Annotated in this window: 23 protein-coding genes, 2 pseudogenes and 1 riboswitch; of the genes and pseudogenes, 22 read left to right on the plus strand and 3 right to left on the minus strand. The window is 71.2% G+C overall.

Translation table 11 applies throughout. From position 1 onward, the window contains the following. The first annotated feature begins 4 nt into the window (after positions 1-4). The 11 genes from fmt to ABIE44_RS18435 all read left to right on the plus strand — a co-directional run bounded on the left by fmt (position 5) and on the right by ABIE44_RS18435 (position 9,018). Complete coding sequence (fmt, locus tag ABIE44_RS18385) at positions 5-946, plus strand: methionyl-tRNA formyltransferase (protein WP_209714257.1); 942 nt, start codon at positions 5-7, stop codon at positions 944-946. Further along, positions 943-1,398: a hypothetical protein gene (locus ABIE44_RS18390; RefSeq protein ID WP_209714255.1), complete on the plus strand. Its 456-nt coding sequence runs from the start codon at positions 943-945 to the stop codon at positions 1,396-1,398. The genes fmt and ABIE44_RS18390 overlap by 4 nt, the downstream gene beginning before the upstream one ends. Further along, positions 1,385-2,695 carry an RsmB/NOP family class I SAM-dependent RNA methyltransferase gene (locus tag ABIE44_RS18395; RefSeq protein WP_209714253.1) on the plus strand — a complete coding sequence of 437 codons (1,311 nt, stop codon included), beginning with the start codon at positions 1,385-1,387 and terminating at the stop codon, positions 2,693-2,695. The genes ABIE44_RS18390 and ABIE44_RS18395 overlap by 14 nt, the downstream gene beginning before the upstream one ends. 32 nt (positions 2,696-2,727) lie before the next feature. Then, complete coding sequence (rpe, locus tag ABIE44_RS18400; protein ID WP_209714251.1) at positions 2,728-3,384, plus strand: ribulose-phosphate 3-epimerase; 657 nt, start codon at positions 2,728-2,730, stop codon at positions 3,382-3,384. Positions 3,385-3,648: 264 nt separating this feature from the next. After that, positions 3,649-3,779, plus strand: a riboswitch (FMN riboswitch). A gap of 134 nt (positions 3,780-3,913) precedes the next feature. Further along, a complete protein-coding gene (gene ribD / locus ABIE44_RS18405) occupies positions 3,914-4,933 on the plus strand; it encodes a bifunctional diaminohydroxyphosphoribosylaminopyrimidine deaminase/5-amino-6-(5-phosphoribosylamino)uracil reductase RibD (RefSeq protein WP_209723057.1) in 1,020 nt (339 codons plus the stop codon). A 1-nt stretch (position 4,934) separates the two neighbouring features. Beyond that, a complete protein-coding gene (locus ABIE44_RS18410) occupies positions 4,935-5,543 on the plus strand; it encodes a riboflavin synthase (protein ID WP_209714249.1) in 609 nt (202 codons plus the stop codon). Further along, on the plus strand, positions 5,536-6,834 hold the full coding sequence (locus ABIE44_RS18415; protein ID WP_209714247.1) for a bifunctional 3,4-dihydroxy-2-butanone-4-phosphate synthase/GTP cyclohydrolase II: 1,299 nt from the start codon (positions 5,536-5,538) through the stop codon (positions 6,832-6,834). The genes ABIE44_RS18410 and ABIE44_RS18415 overlap by 8 nt, the downstream gene beginning before the upstream one ends. Beyond that, positions 6,831-7,322 (plus strand): 6,7-dimethyl-8-ribityllumazine synthase, encoded by a 492-nt coding sequence (gene ribH / locus ABIE44_RS18420; protein ID WP_209714245.1) that lies wholly within the window; start codon positions 6,831-6,833, stop codon positions 7,320-7,322. The genes ABIE44_RS18415 and ribH overlap by 4 nt, the downstream gene beginning before the upstream one ends. A gap of 88 nt (positions 7,323-7,410) precedes the next feature. Then, a complete protein-coding gene (locus ABIE44_RS18425) occupies positions 7,411-7,674 on the plus strand; it encodes a phosphoribosyl-ATP diphosphatase (RefSeq protein WP_209714243.1) in 264 nt (87 codons plus the stop codon). Positions 7,675-7,682: 8 nt separating this feature from the next. Beyond that, positions 7,683-8,558: an ATP phosphoribosyltransferase gene (hisG, locus tag ABIE44_RS18430; RefSeq protein ID WP_354438290.1), complete on the plus strand. Its 876-nt coding sequence runs from the start codon at positions 7,683-7,685 to the stop codon at positions 8,556-8,558. Between the two features lie 4 nt (positions 8,559-8,562). Next, entirely contained in the window at positions 8,563-9,018 is a 456-nt protein-coding gene (locus ABIE44_RS18435) for a PH domain-containing protein (protein ID WP_354438291.1), read from the plus strand. An 8-nt stretch (positions 9,019-9,026) separates the two neighbouring features. On the opposite strand, the gene ABIE44_RS18440 is transcribed toward ABIE44_RS18435, so the two are convergent. Together ABIE44_RS18440 and ABIE44_RS18445 are read right to left on the minus strand one after the other, a co-directional pair. After that, the gene (locus ABIE44_RS18440; protein WP_354438292.1) at positions 9,027-9,575 is read right to left on the minus strand and encodes a nucleoside/nucleotide kinase family protein; all 549 of its coding nucleotides are present in this window, start codon (positions 9,573-9,575) and stop codon (positions 9,027-9,029) included. Continuing rightward, complete coding sequence (locus ABIE44_RS18445) at positions 9,572-10,789, minus strand: amino acid deaminase/aldolase (protein WP_209714240.1); 1,218 nt, start codon at positions 10,787-10,789, stop codon at positions 9,572-9,574. The genes ABIE44_RS18440 and ABIE44_RS18445 overlap by 4 nt, the downstream gene beginning before the upstream one ends. Before the next feature lie 47 nt (positions 10,790-10,836). Between ABIE44_RS18445 and ABIE44_RS18450 the strand changes: the two genes are divergently transcribed. The 9 genes from ABIE44_RS18450 to pheT all read left to right on the plus strand — a co-directional run bounded on the left by ABIE44_RS18450 (position 10,837) and on the right by pheT (position 18,749). Then, positions 10,837-11,349 (plus strand): SseB family protein, encoded by a 513-nt coding sequence (locus ABIE44_RS18450; RefSeq protein ID WP_354438293.1) that lies wholly within the window; start codon positions 10,837-10,839, stop codon positions 11,347-11,349. Between the two features lie 208 nt (positions 11,350-11,557). Then, positions 11,558-12,286: a translation initiation factor IF-3 gene (gene infC, locus ABIE44_RS18455; protein ID WP_502912764.1), complete on the plus strand. Its 729-nt coding sequence runs from the start codon at positions 11,558-11,560 to the stop codon at positions 12,284-12,286. Positions 12,287-12,301: 15 nt separating this feature from the next. Next, positions 12,302-12,496 carry a 50S ribosomal protein L35 gene (gene rpmI / locus ABIE44_RS18460; RefSeq protein ID WP_209714236.1) on the plus strand — a complete coding sequence of 65 codons (195 nt, stop codon included), beginning with the start codon at positions 12,302-12,304 and terminating at the stop codon, positions 12,494-12,496. Positions 12,497-12,554: 58 nt separating this feature from the next. After that, positions 12,555-12,938: a 50S ribosomal protein L20 gene (gene rplT, locus ABIE44_RS18465; protein WP_209714234.1), complete on the plus strand. Its 384-nt coding sequence runs from the start codon at positions 12,555-12,557 to the stop codon at positions 12,936-12,938. 44 nt (positions 12,939-12,982) lie between these two features. Further along, positions 12,983-13,807 (plus strand): TrmH family RNA methyltransferase, encoded by an 825-nt coding sequence (locus tag ABIE44_RS18470; protein WP_209714232.1) that lies wholly within the window; start codon positions 12,983-12,985, stop codon positions 13,805-13,807. Further along, positions 13,804-13,950, plus strand: a complete 147-nt coding sequence (locus ABIE44_RS18475; protein ID WP_209714230.1) for a hypothetical protein — start codon at positions 13,804-13,806, stop codon at positions 13,948-13,950. The genes ABIE44_RS18470 and ABIE44_RS18475 overlap by 4 nt, the downstream gene beginning before the upstream one ends. Positions 13,951-13,958: 8 nt before the next feature. Continuing rightward, entirely contained in the window at positions 13,959-14,987 is a 1,029-nt protein-coding gene (locus tag ABIE44_RS18480) for a sensor histidine kinase (RefSeq protein WP_209714228.1), read from the plus strand. Positions 14,988-15,132: 145 nt separating this feature from the next. Continuing rightward, the gene (gene pheS / locus ABIE44_RS18485; protein WP_209714226.1) at positions 15,133-16,254 is read left to right on the plus strand and encodes a phenylalanine--tRNA ligase subunit alpha; all 1,122 of its coding nucleotides are present in this window, start codon (positions 15,133-15,135) and stop codon (positions 16,252-16,254) included. Between the two features lie 5 nt (positions 16,255-16,259). Further along, positions 16,260-18,749 carry a phenylalanine--tRNA ligase subunit beta gene (gene pheT, locus ABIE44_RS18490; protein WP_209714224.1) on the plus strand — a complete coding sequence of 830 codons (2,490 nt, stop codon included), beginning with the start codon at positions 16,260-16,262 and terminating at the stop codon, positions 18,747-18,749. 43 nt (positions 18,750-18,792) lie between these two features. Here the strand turns inward: pheT and ABIE44_RS18495 are convergent, their stop codons facing one another. Next, on the minus strand, positions 18,793-19,581 hold the full coding sequence (locus ABIE44_RS18495; protein WP_209714222.1) for a sortase family protein: 789 nt from the start codon (positions 19,579-19,581) through the stop codon (positions 18,793-18,795). Between the two features lie 107 nt (positions 19,582-19,688). Between ABIE44_RS18495 and argC the strand changes: the two are divergent. After that, a pseudogene (gene argC, locus ABIE44_RS18500) lies at positions 19,689-20,730 on the plus strand (N-acetyl-gamma-glutamyl-phosphate reductase). A gap of 227 nt (positions 20,731-20,957) precedes the next feature. Beyond that, positions 20,958-21,152 (plus strand): annotated as a pseudogene (locus tag ABIE44_RS19640) (ACT domain-containing protein); the annotation flags it as partial. Positions 21,153-21,165 lie beyond the last annotated feature (13 nt).

Genomic DNA, 21,165 nt, shown 5'->3' on the forward strand with positions numbered 1-21,165 from the left:
CGCCGTGCGCGTCGTCTTCGCCGGTACGCCGGAACCCGCCCTGCCCGCGCTGCAGGCGATCGCCGACAGCCCCCACGACCTCGTCGGAGTCGTCACCCGTCCGGACGCTCCGTCAGGACGAGGTCGCAAGCTGGTCGCGTCACCGGTCGCCCAGCTCGCCGAGTCCCTCGGCGTCCCGGTGCTCAAGCCCGAGCACCCGCGCGACCCGGAGTTCCAGAAGGCCTTGGCGGCGCTGCGCCCGGACTGCTGCCCGGTGGTGGCGTACGGCGCTCTCCTGCCGCAGTCGGCGCTCGACATCCCCGTGCACGGCTGGGTGAACCTGCACTTCTCGGTGCTCCCGCAGTGGCGCGGCGCCGCCCCCGTCCAGCACGCGCTGTTCGCCGGCGACGAGGTCACGGGTGCGACCACCTTCCGGATCGTCAAGGAGCTCGACGCCGGACCGACCTTCGGCGTGATGACGCAGCTGATCCACGACGACGACACGGCGGGAAGCCTGCTGGCCAAGCTGGCCGAGGGCGGCGCTGGTCTGCTCGTGGCCACGCTGGACGGCATCGAGAGCGGCGACATCGAAGCCCGCGAGCAGCAGACCGAGGGCGTCTCGTTCGCGCCGAAGATCCTGGTCGAGCACGCCCAGGTGCACTGGGACGACCCTGCCATCGGCACCGACCGACGGATCCGCGCCTGCACCCCCGGACCGGGCGCTTGGACGACGTACGACGGGGAGCGGATGAAGCTCGGTCCGGTCAGGATCGTCGACCGCGAGCGTCTGGAGCCCGGCGTCGTCGAGGTCACCAAGAACGCGGTGTTCGTCGGTACGGCGACAGCGCCGGTGCAGCTCGGCGAGGTCAAGGCGTTCGGCAAGAAGCAGATGCCGGCCGCCGACTGGGCTCGCGGCGTCCGTCTGGAGTCCGGCACGGTCCTCGGTGGTCCGCTGGCGGACGCATGACCCGCTCCGGCGCACGACCCGCCGCCGCGTCCGACGTCGACGCGATCTGCGGCAGCCTGCCGGAGACCTGGTTCGGCACGAGCTGGGGAGCGGTGCCGACCTGGCTGGTCCCTCACCGCGTCCGCGACGGCGTCGACAAGGGGCGCGGCTTCCTGCTCTACCGGGAGCCGCGCAAGGACGCCCTCGACCCGGCCACGGGCGAGCCCTACACCGACCTGCTGGTCATCCGCACCGCGAACGCCGACGACAAGCAGGCGCTCGTGGAGGACGACGGCCCGTTCTTCACCATCGACCACTTCCAGAACTTCAACGCCGTCCTGGTGCAGCAGTCCCGGCTCGGGGAGATCTCCTTCGACGAGCTCGTCGAGGTGGTCACGGAGGCGTGGTGCGCCTGCGCACCGAAGACACTGGTCAAGAAGTTCCTCGCCGAGCGCGACGATGCCCAAGGTTGACCCGGCCCGGCTCGTGGCGTTCGACGTGCTGCGGGCGGTGGCGGACAACGACGCCTACGCCAACCTCGAGCTCTCCCGGTTGCTGCGCGAGCAGGGTCTCGGCGGCCGTGACGCCGCCCTGGCGACCGAGCTCGTCGGCGGCACGTTGCGGGCGCTGGGCACCTACGACGACATCGTCGACCGGTTGGTGACCCGCGAGCTCGACCCGCCCGTGCGTGACGCGCTCCGGCTCGGGGCGCACCAGCTGCTGGCGATGCGGGTCCCGACGCACGCGGCTGTCGACACCACCGTGGGCCTGGTGAAGGACCGCATCGGCCACAAGCCGTCCGGACTGGTCAACGCGGTCCTGCGCAAGATCGCGGCGCAGCCGCTCGAGGCCTGGATGCTGGACCGGGCTCTGTCCGCCCGCACCGCTCACCCCGACTGGATCGTGGAGGCGCTCGGCGAGGCGCTCGCCCGTCCGGAGGAGGTCGAGGCGCTCCTCGCTGCGGACAACGCTCGACCCGCGGTCACGCTGGTCGCCCGTCCGGGCCTCTGCGACGTCGGCGAGCTGGGCGGCACGCCGGTCTCCGTCTCGCCGTACGCCGTCGAGCTCGAGAGCGGCGACCCGGGTGCGATCCCCGCTGTGCGCGAGGGGCGCGCCGGGGTCCAGGACGCCGGTTCCCAGGCCGTGGCGCTGGTGCTCGCGCGCGCGGTCGTCGAGGGGCGCGACGAGCGCTGGCTCGACCTGTGCGCCGGCCCCGGCGGCAAGGCCGCTCTGCTCGCCGCGCTCGCCGCGCAGCAGGGCGCCCGGGTGCTGGCCAACGAGCGTCAGCCCCACCGCGCCGCCCTGGTCGCCCAGGGAGTCCGCGCTGCGGTCGCCGGCGTCCTGGGGGTCGTCACGGGTGACGGCACCCGCCCGGCCTGGGCGCCGGGCTCGTTCGACCGGGTCTTGGTGGACGCGCCGTGCAGCGGCCTCGGAGCCCTGCGCCGACGACCGGAGAGCCGCTGGCGGCGTACGCGGGCCGACGTCGAGGAGCTCGTGCCCCTCCAGGTGGCTCTGCTCGGTGCGGCGCTCGACTCGGTCCGGCCCGGGGGAGTCGTGGTCTACGCGACCTGCTCACCGGTGGTCGAGGAGACTGCCGGCGTGGTGGCGACCGTGCTGGCGGTGCGGGACGACGTCGTCCTGGAGGACGCTCCCGCGCTGCTCCCGGAAGCGGGCGACGCAGTCTCGGCGCACCTCGAGGGTGCCCTGCAGCTCTGGCCGCACCGGCACGGTACGGACGCGATGTTCGTCGCACTGCTCCGGCGCCGCTAGCACCCGCCGCCACCCCTAGGATGGGCCTCGCCATGGGAATCCAGATCACGCCGAGCGTCCTGAACGCCGACCTGTCACGCCTCGCCGACGAGGTCGCCCGCATCCCCAGCTCGGACTGGATCCACGTGGACGTGATGGACAACCACTTCGTCCCGAACCTGACCCTCGGTCTCCCGGTCTTCGAGTCGCTCGCGAAGGCGACCGGTACCCCGTTGGACGCGCACCTGATGATCGCCGACCCGGACCGCTGGGCGCCGGCGTACGCGGAGGCGGGCGCGGGCTCGGTGACCTTCCACGCCGAGGCCGCCGCTGCGCCGATCCGGCTGGCTCGCGAGCTCCGGGCGAAGGGTGCCCGCGCGTCGATGGCGCTCAAGCCCGCTACCGGCATCGAGCAGTACGCCGACGTGCTCGGCGAGCTCGACATGCTGCTGGTGATGACCGTCGAGCCCGGCTTCGGCGGCCAGAAGTTCCTCGACGTCTGCCTGCCGAAGATCCGCCGCGCACGTGAGCTGATCTCCGCGGCCGGCCTCGAGGTCTGGTTGCAGGTCGACGGCGGAGTCTCCCTGGACACGATCGAGCGCTGCGCCGAGGCCGGCGCCGACGTGTTCGTCGCCGGTTCCGCGGTGTTCTCCGCCGAGGACCCCGACGCGATGGTGCGCGAGCTGAAGGCCAGGGCCGAGTCAGTCTGACGCCGAGCGGGCCCAGATGTCCCGCTCCCGTACGCCGAGCGGGCGCAGATGTCCCGCTCCCGTACGCCGAGCGGGCGCAGATGTCCCGCGCCCTGAACATCTCAGCCCTCTCGGCGGTGTGAGGTGGGACATCTCAGCCCGCTCGGCGTTCGAGGGTGGGACATGTCAGCCCTCTCGGCGTTCATGGGGTGTGCGCGGCCTCACGTCAAAAATAGAACGCGTTCTAGTCTGAGATGTGGCAGGCTTGTCCCTACGAGTGAGAACTCGCGTGCTCTGGGATCGGTGAAAGTCCGAGCCGGCGGTTAAAGTCCGCGACCCGTTCGCAGCCAGCGATCGGTTGACCAGGTGAAACTCCTGGACCGACGGTGAAAGTCCGGATGGGAAGACGCACGCTGGGTCTCGTGCCAGGACGTCCACGACGTCCTCGTGCGCGGCCTGTGCGCACTTCCCTGCACCCCTCTCAGAGTCCGCGAGCCGGACGGAGAGGAGCGGTGCAGTGGCTGCAGACCAGCCCACGATCGAGCGTGCGATGCGCCGTGCCCTCGAACTGGCCGCGACTTCCGGCGTCCCGCACGGACCGAACCCACGAGTCGGGTGCGTGCTGCTGGCTACCGACGGCTCGGTGATCGCGGAGGGCTTCCACCGCGGCGCGGGCACCGCGCACGCCGAGGCTGCGGCCCTCGCGGCGGCGTACGAGCTCGCCGGCCCCGAGGCCGCCCGCGGCGCGACCGCGGTGGTGACCCTCGAACCGTGCAACCACACCGGCCGCACGGGGCCTTGCGCCCGTGCCCTCGTCAACGCCGGCGTGGCGAGGGTCGTCTTCGCCCAGCCCGACCCGAACCCGCTCGCCGCCGGGGGAGCCGCGACGCTGCGCGAGGCCGGGATCGCGGTGGAGACCGGACTGCTCGAGCGCGAGTCGCGTCGGTTGAACCGAGCCTGGACGTTCGCCCTCGAGCACGGACGTCCGTTCGTGACCTGGAAGCTCGCCGCCACCCTGGACGGTCGGAGCGCGGCGGCGGACGGTTCCAGCCGGTGGATCACAGGCGAGGAGGCCCGCCGCGACGTGCACCGCCTGCGCGCGGAGTGCGACGCGATCCTGGTCGGCACCGGCACGGCCCTGACCGACGACCCTGCACTGACCGTCCGCGACGAGGTCGGCGAGCTGGTCGGGCTCCAGCCGCTGCGGGTCGTCGTCGGCGAGCGCGAGCTGCCGCCCGGTGCCCGCCTGCTCGACGGATCGGCCGAGACGGTCCACCTGCAGACCCGCGACGTCGCCGGTGCCCTCGCCGAGCTGCACGAGCTCGGCATCCAGCACGTCTTCCTGGAGGGCGGCCCGACCTTGGGTGCGGCGTTCCTGGCCGCCGGTCGCGTCGACGAGGTCGTGGCGTACGTCGCCCCCAAGCTCCTCGGGTCCGGCCGCAGCGCCGTCGCCGACCTGGGAATCGAATCGATCACCGGAGCGCTGGAACTCGAGGTGGAGGACGTCACGGTCCTCGGCCACGACGTCCGGTTCACCGGCCGACCGCGTCACCACGGAAAGAAGGACTGACATGTTCACCGGCATCATCGAGGAGCTCGGGGTGGTCTCCGGGATCGAGCCGCTGCACGAGGCCGTGCGGCTCTCGATCCAGGGTCCCGAGGTGGCCACCGGCGCCAAGCTGGGCGACTCCATCGCGGTCAACGGCGTCTGCCTCACCGTCGTGACCAACAAGCGCGGCGTGTTCACCGCGGACGTGATGCTGCAGACTCTCGCCAACACCGCGCTGGGCGGACTCAAGCGCGGCAGCAAGGTCAACCTGGAGCGGGCGGTCACGCCGGCGACGCGCCTCGGCGGCCACATCGTCCAGGGACACGTGGACGGTACCGGCGAGATCGTGTCGCGCACGCCGAGCGAGCACTGGGAGCTGGTCACGATCTCCCTGCCCGCGGAGCTGGACAAGTACCTGGTCGCCAAGGGCTCAATCACCGTCGACGGCATCAGCCTGACCGTGGCCGACCTGGACGACTCCGCCGAGGATGGCCCGACCTTCACGGTCAGCCTCATCCCCGAGACCCTGGCCCGCACGACCCTGGGCTTCAAGCAACCCGGCGACAGCGTCAACCTCGAGGTGGACGTCATCGCGAAGTACGTCGAGAAGATGGTGAAGGCACATGACTGAGAACATCCACGGCAGCACCGGTACGCCGGAGCAGCACCGCGGCATCCGGCTCGACGACATCGAGGCCGCGATCGCCGACATCGCCGCCGGCAAGGCCGTGGTGGTCGTCGACGACGAGGACCGCGAGAACGAGGGCGACATCATCTTCGCGGCCGCCAAGGCCACGCCGGAGCTGATGGCCTTCACCATCCGGCACTCCTCGGGAGTGATCTGCGTGCCGATGCCGGCGGACATGCTCGACCGGCTCGAGATCCCGCTGATGACCCCGCACAACAAGGACAAGCTCCGGACGGCGTACACGATCTCGGTCGACGCCCGCGACGGCGTCTCCACCGGGATCTCCGCGGCAGACCGCGCGCACACCGCCCGGGTCCTGGCGGACTCGGCGACCGAGCCGTGGGAGATCACCCGGCCCGGCCACGTCTTCCCGCTGCGCTACCGCGAGGGAGGTGTCCTGGTACGCCGGGGCCACACCGAGGCGGCGGTCGACCTGGCCCGGATGGCCGGCCTGACCCCGGCCGGCGTGCTGGTCGAGGTGGTCAACGACGACGGCACGATGAAGCGCGGCCCGGAGCTGCGCGCGTTCGCCGACGAGCACGGTCTGAAGATGATTTCGATCGAGCAGATGGTGCACTACCGCCGGCGTACCGAGACGCACGTGCAGCGGGTCGCCGAGACCCTGCTCCCGACGGCGCACGGCGACTTCACGGCGTTCGGGTACCGGATCACCGTGGACGACTCCGAGCACATCGCCCTGGTGTACGGCGACCCGGCCGAGCTGCGCTCCGGGGAGCCCGTGCTGGCCCGGGTGCACAGCGAGTGCCTGACCGGCGACGTGTTCGGCTCCTCGCGCTGCGACTGCGGGCCGCAGCTGGACGAGGCGCTCGAGCGGATCGCCGCCGAGGGCCGCGGCGTGGTGATCTACCTGCGCGGGCACGAGGGCCGGGGGATCGGTCTGCTCGCCAAGCTGCAGGCCTACCAGCTCCAGGACGGCGGTCGCGACACCGTGGACGCCAACCTCGACCTGGGACTGCCGGCCGACGCCCGCCACTACGGGGCGGCGACCCAGATCCTGCGCGACCTCGGTGTGGAGTCGGTCCGGCTGCTGACCAACAACCCGGACAAGACCGCGAGCCTGTCGTCGTACGGGATCCCGGTGACCGAGCAGGTGGGCCTGACGCCGCGGCCCAACGACCACAACATCGCCTACCTGCGCACCAAGCGCGACCGGATGGGCCACGACCTGCCCGACTTGACCTCGACCGCGACGACAACGGGAGCAACCTCATGAGTGGCGAAGGCAGCCCGACCGACCGTCCCTTCGACTGCCACGACCTGCGGGTCGCGGTGGTCGCGGCGAGCTGGCACGAGAAGGTGATGACCGGCCTGCTCGAGGGCACCTTGGAGGCGCTGAAGAAGCACCAGGTCGAGCAGCCGGTGGTCGTCCGGGTCCCGGGCTCCTTCGAGCTCCCGGTCGTCGCGGACGCCCTGGCACGGCAGGGCTTCGACGCGGTGATCGCGCTGGGCGTGATCATCCGCGGCGGCACGCCGCACTTCGAGTACGTCTCCTCGGCCGCGACCGACGGCCTGAACCGGGTCGCCCTGGACCACGGCATCCCGGTCGGCTTCGGTCTGCTCACCTGCGACGACGAGGAGCAGGCGCTCGACCGGGCCGGCCTGGAGGGCTCGCGCGAGGACAAGGGCTACGAGGCCACCAGCGCCGCACTGCAGACGGCGGTCACGCTGCGCAAGATCCGCCGCCGGGAGCACCTCGGCTGACGGACCGCCTCGTTGGAGCGCCCCCGGTGGTCGAGCTTGTCGAGACGCGGTGAGAACTCGTTCGACCCAGCCACTAGGCTGTCCTTCCGTGAAGACGTTCGAGGAGTTGTGGGCCGAACTCAGCGAGAAGGCTGAGTCGCGCCCGGAGGGTTCCGGCACCGTGGCCGCGCTCGACGCGGGCGTGCACTTCATCGGCAAGAAGCTGGTGGAGGAGGCCGCCGAGTCCTGGATGGCCGCGGAGCACGAGGGGCATGAGCGGGCGGCCGAGGAGATCAGCCAGCTGCTGTACCACGCGCAGTGCCTGATGCTCGCCGCCGGAATCTCGCTCGACGACGTCTACTCCCACCTCTAGGACACCTCATGGTCTCGACAAGCCCGACCAACGGAGCGAACCTGCTCCGGATCGCGCTGCCCAACAAGGGCGCGCTCTCCACGGCCGCCTCCGAGATGCTCCGGGAAGCCGGCTACCGCCAGCGCTCGGACTCCAAGGAGCTCAGCCTGCTCGACACCGCCAACGGCGTCGAGTTCTTTTACCTCCGCCCCCGCGACATCGCCCTGTACGTCGGCGAGGGCACCCTGGACATCGGCATCACCGGCCGTGACCTGCTGCTCGACTCCGGCTCCTCGGCCGCCGAGGCCATGCAGCTCGGCTTCGGGCGCTCGAAGTTCCGGTTCGCGGCGCGTCCGGGCGTGCTGGACTCGCTGGCCGACCTGAACGGCAAGCGCATCGCGACCTCGTACGTCGGGGTGGTCGAGGCCTACCTCGCCGAGCAGGGGATCGACGCCCGCGTCGTGCACCTCGACGGCGCCGTCGAGACCAGCATCCAGCTCGGGGTCGCCGACGCCATCGCCGACGTCGTGGAGACCGGCAGCACGCTGAAGCAGGCCGGCCTGGTGATCGTCGGCGACGTGATCATGGAGTCCGAGGCGGTGCTGATCACCCGTGCAGGCTCCGAGCCGGAGGGGCTGACGACGTTCCGGCGCCGGCTCGAGGGCGTCCTGGTCGCGCGCTCGTACCTGATGATGGACTACGACATCCCCAGCGACCGGGTCGAGGACGCCATCAAGCTGACCCCCGGACTGGAGAGCCCCACGGTCTCCCCGCTTCATCGCGAGGGCTGGGTCGCGGTGCGGTCGATGGTCCCGAGTGCCGGCGCCCAGCAGCTGATGGACGATCTGTACGAGCTCGGCGCCCGAGCGATCCTGCTCACCGACATCCACGCCTGCCGCCTGTGATCGCGTGACGCACAAGCCGGTCGACCTCCCGCACACCTGGCGCCCGTTCGGGGCGCGCCTGATGGGGACCGTGCTCGGCGTCATGCTGGTCGCGCTCACCCTGACCTGCTGGATCGCGCTGGGTCCTGACATCCGGGCGAAGTTCACGCCGTTCCAGAAGGGCACCCTGGTGTTCCTGGGGCTGATCGCACTCGGGGTCTGGTTCGCCCTGATGCGCTCGCGGGTGACGGTCTCCGAGTCGGGGGTCACCGTGGTCAACGGCTACAAGCGGTACGACCTGGACTGGGCCCAGCTGATCGCGGTCAACATGCGCCGGGGCGCGCCGTGGGCCGGGCTCGACCTCTCCGACGGCACCTCGATCTCGGCCCTGGCGATCCAGTCCTCCGACGGCGACCGTGCGCTGCACGCGGTCCGCGAGTTCCGGCGCCTGGTCGCCGAGAGCAGCCCCACCGACGACTGAGGCGGGGCTCAGGTCCAGACGGTCACGTCGATCCGGTCAAGATCGAGCTCGGTGGCGACGTACGCGTCCTCGGCGAGCAGCCAGGCGTCCCAGTACGGCGCGAAGGCATCGCCGTCGCGAGCCAGCGCACGGGCCTTGCGCACCTCCGACCCCGCTTCGACCCAGGCGAGCACCGACCGCCACGGTCGCAGGGTCCGGCATCCTGCGCCGACGCCCTCGATGATCACCAACCCCGAAGATGGTTCGACCACGACGGTCTCGGCCAGCCTGCCCGCAGCCCAGTCGTAGCGCTGGTAGCTCCCCGGCAGGCCCGCCGCGAGCGGCTCGACGAGGCCGGCCAGCAGGGCGGGCAGCTGGGGAAGTCCGTCCCAGCCGGGCAGCAGGTCGTCGGTGTGCACCACCGTGGCGCCGCCGTCCTCGGCTGCGACCGCCGCGGCCAGGGTGGTCTTGCCCGTCCCGGCGCGCCCGTCGATGCAGAGTACCGAGCGAGTGCTCGGGTCGAAGCCCCGTTCGAGGTCGACGGCGTGGACGACGTCGTTGATGGCGCTCCGCTTCACCAGGAGCAGCCGAACCCGCGGTACGAGCGAACGGACTCAACCACCGCGTCCCCGGCCACCAGGTGCACCAGGTTCGTGTGCTCGGCCAGCTCGCCGGACTTCGCGTGCCGGAACCAGACCCAGTCGCCGACCGAAAGCCCCGCGGTCCCCGGACCGGTCAGCGGCGACTGCACCTCACCAGCCCCTTCCAGCCCTGTCAGCGACAGGCCCGGGGGAGCCCACGGCGTGGGCGCCCGGTCCGGTCCCGCCGGACCGCTGGCGGTGAACCCACCACCGGCGACCGTGACCACGTCGGCCGAGGGGCGGCGTACGACGGGGACGCCGTAGAAGGCGGCAGGTCGCGGTTCGAAGCTGGCGTAGTGGTCGAACAGCGTCGGCACCAGCAGCCCCGAGCCGGCGGCGATCTCGGTGACGGCCGGGTCGGCCGCGGTGGCCTCGACGCTCCCGGAGCCGCCGCCGTTCCAGAACTCGAGCTCGACCAGGTCCTTCAGGCCTGCGGCGACACGTCCGCGACGCTCGACCAGCTGGTCCATCGAGGCGGCCTTCATCCGGCGGACGATCGCGGACCTCAGCCGTTGGCCGGGCACGGTGTCCTGAACGCCGGCGACCTGGCCCTCGTAGGTCATCACCCCGACCAGCTCGACCCCGGGCCGGTCGACGACCTGGCGGGCGAACGCCAGCACGTCGTCGGGGTCCTGCAGCGGCGAGCGCTTCGGACCGACGTGGGCACCGAGTCGCCCGCTGCCCAGCCGGAACCCGGCGTCGACGTCCAGGGCGACCCGGTACGGCGCGTCCCCGACCCGGCAGGCGTCGAGCAGGTCGATGTGGGCGGGGGAGTCGACCATCAGCGTCACCGCCGCTCGCGCGGCATCGTCGGACGACAGTCGGCGCAGGGCGACCCGGTCGACTGTCGGGTACGCCAGCACGACGTCGTCGCTGATGCCCTGCTCGACCAGCCACAGGCCCTCGCGCAGCGCGTACCCGAGCACGCCGGCGAACCCGGGGAGCGCGAGCGTGCGCTCGAGCAGGGCCGGGATCCGCAGCGACTTGGAGGCGACCCGGATCGGCGTACCCCCGGCGCGACGCAGCAGGTCGGCGGCGTTCGCGTCGAACGCGTCGAGGTCGACGACCACCATCGGGGTGGCCGGGTCCTCCAGGGAGCCGACGGCCGCGCCGAGTCGAGCGGCCAGCCTGGTGCGCGCGGCGTCGTTCATGGGGTCCACCCTACGAAGACGCCGCCCGGTTTGAGACGATGCCCGGCGTGGACCTCGAACGCGTGATCCCCGATCCCGGGTTCGCCGACGACGACGGTGCGGCGAGCCCGAGCGTCATGGCGGCCCTGGCGGCGTACGCCGGCGGCGCCGTCCCGCGGGTCGAGGCGCTCGCCGCGCTGCAGGAGTCCCGTGTGCTGGTGCCGGTGGTGGCGGTCCTCGGCGAGGTCGAGCACGACGAGAACGGCCTGGCCCACGACAAGACCAGCGACATGGCCACCGTGCTGATCACCGGGCGCGACGGCCGGACGGCGCTGCTCGCGTTCACCTCCACCGCCTCCCTCGAGGCGTGGAACCCCGAGGCCCGCCCGGTGGCCGTCGAGCTCCGCAAGGCGGCGCTCTCCGCCATCCAGGACGGCGCTGCGGCCCTGCTGGTCGACGTGGCCGGCCCGGTGCCGTTCCCGGTGGATTCCGATGAGCTCGCCGCGCTCGGGGAGGGTCTCGAACTGCTCCGGGTGGACGACGGCTGGGGCTGGGCCAAGGTCGTCGAACGCCCGATGTGACTTGTCGGGCCCTGGTCTGTACCCTTGTGAACGACCGATCCGTCGCTCCGGCGTCGGATCTGACAAGTGGAGGCCTCCTCCCACCCGCACCGACCGCCAGCCTCGAACGTGGAGGCACCAGGTCGTCGGGTCCGGTCCAGCGGTTCGACCACGCGTCGGAATCGCTGATCCAGGGGCTTCCGTGCGTCTTCACGGAGGCCCTTCTGATTTGTGGGGCCCCGGGTGGTCGACCAGGAAAAGCTACCCAGGAGGACACATCAGCACTGAGCTGCGCATCAACGACCGGATTCGGGTTCCCGAGGTCCGGCTCGTTGGCCCCAACGGTGAGACGGTCGGCATCGTGCCGACCGACCAGGCCTTGAAGCTTGCCCAGGAGGCCGACCTCGACCTCGTCGAGATCGCTCCGCAGGGCCGGCCGCCGGTCTGCAAGCTCATGGACTACGGCAAGTTCAAGTACGAGAACGCCCAGAAGGCCCGTGAGGCTCGCCGCAACCAGACGAATGTCGTCATCAAGGAGATGAAGCTCCGACCGAAGATCGACGCGCACGACTACGAGACCAAGAAGGGTCACGTCGTGCGGTTCCTCCGTTCGGGCGACAAGGTCAAGATCACCATCATGTTCCGCGGCCGCGAGCAGCACCGCCCCGAGCTCGGGTTCCGGTTGCTGCAGAAGCTGGCCGAGGACGTCACGGAGCTGGGCTTCGTGGAGTCCTCGCCCAAGCAGGACGGCCGCAACATGATCATGGTTCTGGGCCCGCACAAGAAGAAGGCGGAAGCCAAGGCGGAGGTCAAGGCCGAGAAGGTCGAGGCCGCAGCCGAGAAGGCGGCCGAGCAGGCGGAGATCGAGGCCGAGATCAAGGCCTCGCACACCGGCCCTGCCGCGCAGAAGAAGGAACGCAAGCGTTCAGAGAACCTCGATCCCGAGATCGAAGCCTGAGAGAAGGAAAGACAGATGCCGAAGAACAAGACGCACTCTGGAGCGAGCAAGCGCTTCAAGGTGACCGGGTCGGGCAAGATCCGCCGCCAGAAGGCGGGCCTGCGCCACAACCTCGAGAAGCAGTCCGCCTCGGTCAAGCGTCGCCTCTCGGGCACCGCTGAGGTCGCCAAGGCCGACGTTCCCCGCGCCAAGAAGCTGCTCGGTCTCTGAGCCCCAAGTCGTTGGTCGAGCTCAGTCGAGACCAGATTCGTTGAAGGAGTAACACAAGATGGCACGCGTCAAGCGGGCGGTAAACGCCCAGAAGAAGCGCCGGGTAGTTCTCGAGCGCGCCTCCGGCTACCGGGGTCAGCGTTCGCGCCTGTACCGCAAGGCCAAGGAGCAGGTCACCCACTCCCTGGTCTACAGCTACAACGACCGCCGCAAGAAGAAGGGCGAGTTCCGCAAGCTCTGGATCCAGCGGATCAACGCCGGTGTCCGGGCACAGGGTCTGACCTACAACCGCTTCATCCAGGGCCTGACGCTCGCGGGTGTCGAGGTCGACCGCAAGATCCTGGCCGAGCTGGCCGTCAACGACCTGCCCGCGTTCACCGCGCTGGTCGACGTGGCGAAGGCTGCTCTGCCCGAGGACGTCAACGCTCCGGTCAACGCCTGAGCCTGGCGGACGGGCTCCGGCCCTCCCTCGCGAAGAACACTGACGTGGCGAGCTTCCCTGCCGGTGCCGATCGCGAGCTGCTGACCAGCAGCTCCGGTCGGGTCAAGGCGGCGAGGAAGCTCGCCCGTCGCAATTCCCGGGCCGAGGTGCGGCTCTTCCTGGCCGAGGGGTCGAAGGCGCTGACCGAGGCGCTCGAGCTGCCGGGCTGCGTCGTCGAGGTCTTCGCGACGCTCGACGCCACGGCGGCCAACGACACGCTGCGCGACCGGGTGGTCGCCGCCGACCTGCCCTGGCAGGAGGCGACCGACGACGCCGTGGCCTCGCTCGCCGGTGCCCAGAGCCCGCAAGGGATAGTCGCGGTCTGCCGCTTCGTGGACCGGCCCGTCGAGGCCGTCCTCGGTGGTGACGTCGTCGTCCTCTGCGCCGACGTCCGCGATCCCGGCAACGCCGGCACGATCATCCGTACGGCGGACGCCGTCGGCGCAGGCGCCGTGGTGCTGGCCGGCAACAGCGTCGACCCGTACAACGACAAGACCGTCCGTGCCACGGTCGGCTCGCTCTTCCACGTCCCGATCGCCACCGGCCTCGACCCGTTCGAGGCCGTCGCAACCGTGCAGGCCGCCGGGTACCGGGTGCTCGCCGCGGACGGTTCCGGAGAGGTCGACCTGTTCACGGGTGCGGACCTCACCGGCAAGATCGCGTGGCTGTTCGGCAACGAGGCCTGGGGGCTGCCCGAGGAGCTCGCTGCCGTGGCCGACCACCGCGTCGCGATCCCGATCTACGGGCGCGCCGAGAGCCTGAACCTCTCGACGGCAGCTGCGGTCTGCCTCTACGCATCGGCGACCGGGCGGCGTACGCTCGGGGCATGACCTCACCCGCGCCCGACTACACCTCGCTGCCGCCGTCGGTGCGCCTGGAGGACACCGTCGCGGAGCACGACGTACGGCCGGTGCCGGACCCTGAGGGCGGCACCAACCCGGAGACGATGTTCGTCATCCGCAACGCCGGCTGACCGCCCCGGTGGACCTCGACGAGCGCGCCCTCTGGGACGCCCTGCCCGATGGGGTGGTGGTCGCGGACGCCGGCGGCGTGGTCCTGCTGGTCAACGCGACCGCCCGGAAGATGCTGGGCGACCAGGCCTGCCCGGGCGCTCACCTCGCCGAGGCACTGACGCTCCAGGACACCGACGCCGCCGACTGGTTCGGCACCGTCCGTCCGTACGACGCGCTGGCGATCGTCTCCGGCGTACCCGAGCAGTCCTGGCTGCTGCCTGACGGCTCGGAGGTCCTGGTCACCACCCGGCTCGAGCGCAGCACCACGCAGGGCCCGGTCGAGCGGGTCTCGCTGGTGCTGCGGTCCGGTCGTGGTCGGGCGCGCCTGGACCGGGAGCGCTCGGACCTGGTCGCCACGGTCGCCCACGAGCTGCGCTCCCCGCTGACGGGGGTGAAGGGCTTCGTCACCACGCTGCTGAGCAAGTGGGAGAAGCTCAACGACGACCAGAAGAAGCTGATGCTGACCACGGTTGCCACGGATGCCGAGCGGCTGTCCCGGTTGATCACCGAGCTGCTCGACGTCGCGCGGATCGACACCGGACGGCTCCCGCTGTACCGGCGCGACCTCGACGCGGCGCCGGTCGTCGAGCGAGTCGTCGACTCGGTCCGGGCGGGCACCAGCCGGACGATCGAGGTCGTCGGTGCTGACCGGAAGGTGCCCGTGTTCGGCGACCCGGACAAATTGGTCCAGGTCGTCACCAACCTGGTCGACAACGCTGTCCGGCACGGCGAGGGCACGGTCCGCGTCGCCCTGGAGGACGGACCCCTGGGATTCCGGCTCGTCGTGGACGACGAGGGTGACGGCATCCCGGAGATCCTGCGGGCGCGGGTGTTCACCAAGTTCTGGAAGCACGGCACCCGCGGAGGCACGGGGTTGGGGATGTACATCGTCAACGGCCTGGTGCGCGTCCACGGCGGAGAGCTGTCGATCACCGACGCGCCCGGCGGCGGCGCCCGCATCGTGGTCGACTGGCCCGCCGAGGACCGCCGGAACTGAAACCGGTTCGTCGCAGGAACGCCGCTGCACTCGTGCCCTGGCAAGCTCCGGCGCGCTGAGGACGTCGAAACCCGTGCAAGCACGGGGGTCTCGGTCTCCTAGACTGCTCCCCGTAGTTCCGCCCGACCGCGTCCGAGAGGCCCTCATGTCAGCCCCCAACAGCTCCTTCGACCCCAAGCAGGTAGCCCCGCTCGGGGAGGAGCAGGTCTTCGCGATGCGCGACGAGGCACTCGCCGCGATCGCCGCAGCGACCGATCTGGAGGCCCTGAAGCAGGTCCGCACCGAGCACGCCGGCGACCGCTCGCCGCTCGGTCTCGCGAACCGGGAGATCGGCGCGCTGCCGCCGCAGGCCAAGAAGGACGCCGGCATGCGCGTCGGCCAGGCTCGCGGGGCGGTCAACCAGGCCCTCGCGGCGCGGCAGGCCGTGCTCGAGGTCGAGGCCGAGGAGCGGATGCTGGTCACGGAGACCGTGGACGTGACCTTGCCGTGGGACCGGACCCCGCGTGGGGCCCGGCACCCCATCACGATGCTGTCCGAGCGCATCGCCGACGTCTTCGTCGCCATGGGCTGGGAGGTCGCCGAGGGTCCGCTGGTCGAGGCCGAGTGGCTGAACTTCGACGCCCTCAACCTGGGCGCCGACCACCCTGCTCGCACGATGCAGGACACCTTCTGGACCGAACCCGCCGAGAACCACGTCGTGCTGCGCACGCACACCTCGCCGGTGCAGGCCCGCACGATGCTCACCCGGAAGCCACCGATCTACGTCGTCTGCCCGGGACGCGTCTTCCGCACCGACGAGTACGACGCCACCCACAGCCCGATGTTCCACCAGGTCGAGGGGCTGGTGGTCGACGAGGGCATCACGATGGCGCACCTCAAGGGCTCGCTGGACCACATGCTCCAGGCGCTCTTCGGCGAGGGGGTCGTGACCCGGTTCCGACCGTCGTACTTCCCGTTCACCGAGCCGAGCGCGGAGATGGACCTGGTCTGCTTCGTCTGCCGGGGCACCGGCCTGAACGACGACCCCGACGCCGAGGTCCCCACCTGCCGCACCTGTCGCGGTGAGGGCTGGATCGAGCTCGGTGGCTGCGGTGTGGTCAACCCGCGCGTGCTCACCGCGTGCGGCGTCGACCCGGAGCGCTACACCGGGTTCGCCTTCGGGTTCGGCATCGACCGCACGCTGATGTTCCGCCACGGCGTCGAGGACCTGCGCAGCGTCTTCGAGGGTGACATCCGCTTCTCGCGCGCTTTCGGAACGGAGATCTGAGCGCCATGAAGGCACCTCTTTCGTGGATCCGCGACTACGTGGACCTGCCCGCCGACGTCACCGTCGAGGCTCTCGCTGCACGTCTGACTGCGCTCGGACTCAAGCTCGAGGCGCTCGAGAAGCCCGGCGCCGACATCACCGGCCCGCTGGTGATCGGGCGCGTCCTGACCCAGGAGCCCGAGCCGCAGAAGAACGGCAAGACGATCAACTGGTGCACCGTCGACGTCGGTGACGCCAACGGCACCGGCGAGCCCCAGGGGATCGTCTGCGGGGCGCACAACTTCGGTCCCGGCGACCTGGTCGTCGTCGTGCTGCCCGGCGGTGTGCTGCCCGGGGGCTTCGAGATCTCCGAGCGGAAGACCTACGGCCACCTCAGCGCGGGCATGATCTGCTCCGCCAAGGAGCTCGGCCTCGGCGACGACCACACGGGGATCATCGTGCTCCCACCGGACGCAGGCGAGCCCGGTGACAGCGTCCGGGAGTACCTGCTGCTCGACGACGACGTCATCGAGTTCGAGATCAACCCCGACCGCGCCTACGCGCTCTCGCTGCGCGGTGTCGCGCGCGACGCAGCCCTCGGTACCGGCGGTACCTTCACCGATCCCGCCCTGCGGGACACCCCGGCCCCGAACGCCGACGGCTACCCGGTCGAGATCGACGACCCCGAAGGCTGCCCGGTGTTCGTGGCGCGCACCGTCAGCGGCTTCGACCCGGAGGCACCCACCCCGCGCTGGATGGCTCGACGGATCCAGCACGCGGGCATGCGCCCGATCTCGCTCGCCGTGGACATCACCAACTACGTGATGCTCGAGCTCGGTCACCCGATCCACGGCTACGACGCCGACAAGCTGAGCGGCCCGATCCGGGTCCGTCGGGCGAACGAGGGCGAGAAGCTCACCACCCTCGACGGGGTCGTGCGCACCCTGGCCGCCGAGGACCTGGTCGTCACCGACGACTCCGGCCCGATCGGGCTGGGCGGCGTCATGGGCGGTGAGAGCACCGAGATCTCCGCGACCACGACGAACGTCCTGGTCGAGGTCGCCTCCTGGAACCCGGTGTCGATGTTCCGTACCGGGAAGCGGCACAAGCTGACCTCGGAGGCGGGCAAGCGCAACGAACGGGGCGTCGACCCGACCATCCCCGAGGCCGCTGCCGACCGGGTCGTCGAGCTGCTCGTCGAGCTCGGAGGTGCAACGGCCGACGCCGGTGTCACCAAGGTCGGTACGGCGCCCGGGCGCCCGACGATCACGATCGCGGCCGACCTGCCCGCGCGCATCACCGGGATGGAGATTAGTGCCGCGACCACCCGGGAGAACCTGGTGGCCGTGGGCTGCCTGGTGAGCGGGGACGACACCCTCACGGTCGTCCCGCCGCCGTGGCGACCCGACATCACCGATCCGTTCGACCTGGTCGAGGAGGTCGCCCGCGTGGTGGGGTACGACAACGTGCCCTCGGTGCTCCCGCCCGCTCCCGCAGGCCGCGGCCTCACCCCCGAGCAGCTGCTGCGCCGCCGCGTCGGACGCACGCTGGCCGGCGCCGGGTTCGTGGAGGTGCTGACCTTCCCGTTCGTCGGCGAGTCGGCCTTCGACGCCCTGTCGATCCCGGCCGAGGACGTCCGGCGTACGGCCCTGCGACTGGCGAACCCGCTGTCCGCGGAGGCGCCGCTGATGACCACGACGCTGCTGCCGGGCATGCTGGAGGCGCTGGCGCGCAACGTCGGCCGCGGATCCACGGATGTCGCGCTGTTCGAGGCTGCTCCGGTCACGCTGCCGCACGTCGGTGCTGTCGCGCCGATCCTGCCCGTCGACCGTCGGCCCACCGACGGGGAGTGGGACGACCTGAACAAGGCACTTCCGGACCAGCCGGTTCACCTGGCACTGGTGCTGGCCGGGGAGCGCGAGCTCTCCGGGTGGTGGGGCGCCGGACGCAGGGCCACCTGGTCCGATGCGATCGAGGGCGTACGCCAGGTTGCCGACGCCGTCGGCGTCACGTTGTCGGTGGACGCGGCCCAGCAGGCGCCGTGGCACCCCGGCCGCTGCGCCGCGATCAGCGTCGTCGCCGAGGGTGGTCCGGTGCCGATCGGGTACGCCGGCGAGCTGCACCCGCGGGTCTGCGTCGCCACCGGCGTCCCGGCCCGCACGGTGGCTGCCGAGATCGACCTGAGCCGGCTGCTCCAGCACGCGGTCGCCATCGTCCCCGCTCCGGAGTTCTCGACCTTCCCGGTCGCCAAGGAGGACGTCGCACTGCTGGTGGCTCTCGACGTACCGGCCGAGGCGGTGGCGGCGACGCTGCGCGAGGGCGCGGGAGAGCTCTGCGAGTCCGTCCGGCTCTTCGACGTCTACACCGGGGAGCAGGTCGGCGAGGGCAACCGCTCGCTGGCTTTCGCGCTCCGGTTCCGTGCCCCTGACCGGACGTTGACCGAGGCCGAGACGGGGGCCGCACGCGCCGCGGCCGTCGAGCTCGCGGCAGCCCGGCACGGCGCCGTCCAGCGGTAGCGGCCCGGTCGTCGAGCTTGCCGAGACGTGGTGACCGGCGCTCTCAGCTCCGGGTTGCCCCGCTCAGCTGGGCGACCACGACCCGGTACTGGCCCGTCCGCTCGTCGTCGGAGGCGTCGAACAGGATGCCGACGAGCACCAGGCGTCCTGGCACCTTGTCGGTGAAGTCCGGGGTGTCGATGAGCCCGGAGGCCGGCCGGTCGTCGGACGCGGTGACCGTGAAGGTCAACCGTCCCTCGTCGGTGCGGATGACGATCTCGGAGCCGACCTTCACCGACGGCAGGTCGTCGAACGCGCTGGCGCCCTGGCGGTAGACCTTGCCGATCAGGAAGACCGTGTCCTTCCCGGGGCTCCCGGGTTGGCCACGCGACTCCCAGCGCGCTGCCTCGGCGGTCGAACCTGCGACGAACTTGCCGCCCTCGGGCGTGACCGCGTCGTCGAAACCGACCTCGAGCAGCCCCTTCACGACCAGGCTGCGGGGGACCGAGGTGGGCACCGTGGGCAGACCCTGGGTCGGCGGGCTGCTCGTTGACGTCGTCGGGGGAGAGCTGCTCGGGGTCCCCGAAGTCGAGCCCGGAGTCAGGCCCGGAGTCAGGCCCGGGGTGGTCACCGGCGGGATCGGCGGCTCGACGACCCCCTTCGTGGTCCCGCCCGGATCCTCGGAATCCTCGAACAGCTTCTGGGCTCCGAGCAGGACAGCCGGCACGAGCGCAACTGCTGCGGCGACCGCGACGGCGCCGCGAGACAGTCGCGGGGGAGCCATCCGCCGCTTGGCGCGCCCGGACGTCGGCCGCGGCTCGGCGGAGCGTGGTGCGCGGTGACTTCCTGCCAACTCGGGTCCCTGGGGCTAGGTGGGGCGGGTGCGCCGAGTTTAGTGTGGATCCGGAGCCGATCGGTCGACCATCCTGTTCGCACATACATACATAGTTATGTATAGTCATGCATATGAGTCCTCTCAAGGTCGCTGTCGCCGGAGCCAGCGGATACGCCGGTGGCGAGGTCCTGCGCCTGCTGCTGGGTCATCCGGACGTGCAGATCGGCACGCTGACCGCGGGCGCGAACGCCGGCGAGACCCTCGGTGCGCTCCAGCCGCACCTGGTGCCGCTGGCCGACCGGGTCCTGGCCGACACGACCGTCGAGACGCTCTCGGGCCACGACGTGGTGTTCCTCGCGCTGCCGCACGGGCAGTCCGCCGAGTACGCCGAGGCGCTCGGGGACGACGTCGTCATCATCGACTGCGGTGCCGACTTCCGGCTCACCGACTCAGCCGTGTGGGAGAAGTTCTACGGAACGCCCCACGCCGGGTCCTGGCCCTACGGGCTCCCCGAGCTTCCCGGCCAGCGGACGGTGCTCAGCGGTGCCCGGAGGGTGGCCGTCCCGGGCTGCTACCCGACGGTGTCGACGCTGGCGCTCGCACCGGCCGTGGCCGCCGACCTGGTGGATCCCGCGGACATCGTGATCGTCGCCGCGTCCGGCACCAGCGGAGCCGGCAAGGCCGCAAAGCCGCACCTGCTCGGCAGCGAGGTGATGGGCTCGATGAGCCCCGTACGGCGTCGGGGGCGTCCACCGGCACGGTCCGGAGATCATCCAGAACCTCGGTGCGCTGACCGGCTCGGACGTCCGGGTCTCGTTCACGCCGCTGCTCGCCCCGATGCCGCGGGGGATCCTGGCCACCTGCACCGCGCCGGTTCTCGACGGAGTGAGCGCCGAGGACCTGCGCGCCGCCTACGCCGAGGCGTACGCCGACGAGCCGTTCGTGCACCTGCTGCCCGAGGGCCAGTGGCCCAGCACCAAGGCCGTTCACGGCTCCAACAGCGTCCACCTCCAGCTCGCCCTCGACGAGACCGCGGGTCGGGTCGTCGTCGTGGGTGCCGTCGACAACCTCGCCAAGGGCACCGCCGGTGCCGCGGTCCAGTGCATGAACCTCGCCCTCGGCCTGCCCGAGACGACCGGCCTCTCCGCCGTGGGGGTGGCGCCATGATGGTGACCGTGAGCAGCGAGCAGACCTACACCCTGCACCAGTACCCCGAGAAGCTCGTGGTGGCGTCGCTGCCCGCGGGGGCCGACGTGCCGTCCTGGGCCGAGTCCTCCTCGGTCTTCGCGATCATCGCCACCGCCACCGAGACGACGCTGGTCAGCGCCGGACGCTCGGTGCCGAAGAAGGTCAAGCAGCAGGGCCCGTTCACGGCCTTCGCGGTGGCCGACGAGCTCGACTTCGCTCTGACCGGCGTGCTGCTCGGCATCCTCGCGCCGTTGGCCGAGGCCGGAATCAGCGTCTTCACGCTGTCGACCTTCCCGACCGACTGGATCCTGGTCCCGACCGAGAAGGCCGCCGCCGCGGCCGAGGAGTGGCGACGACGAGGGCACACCGTGACCCCCGCCCCCGTCGTCAACCCTTCCTAGAACTGAGAGATCC

The sequence above is a fragment of the Marmoricola sp. OAE513 genome (assembly GCF_040546585.1).
Lineage (GTDB): Bacteria > Actinomycetota > Actinomycetes > Propionibacteriales > Nocardioidaceae > Marmoricola.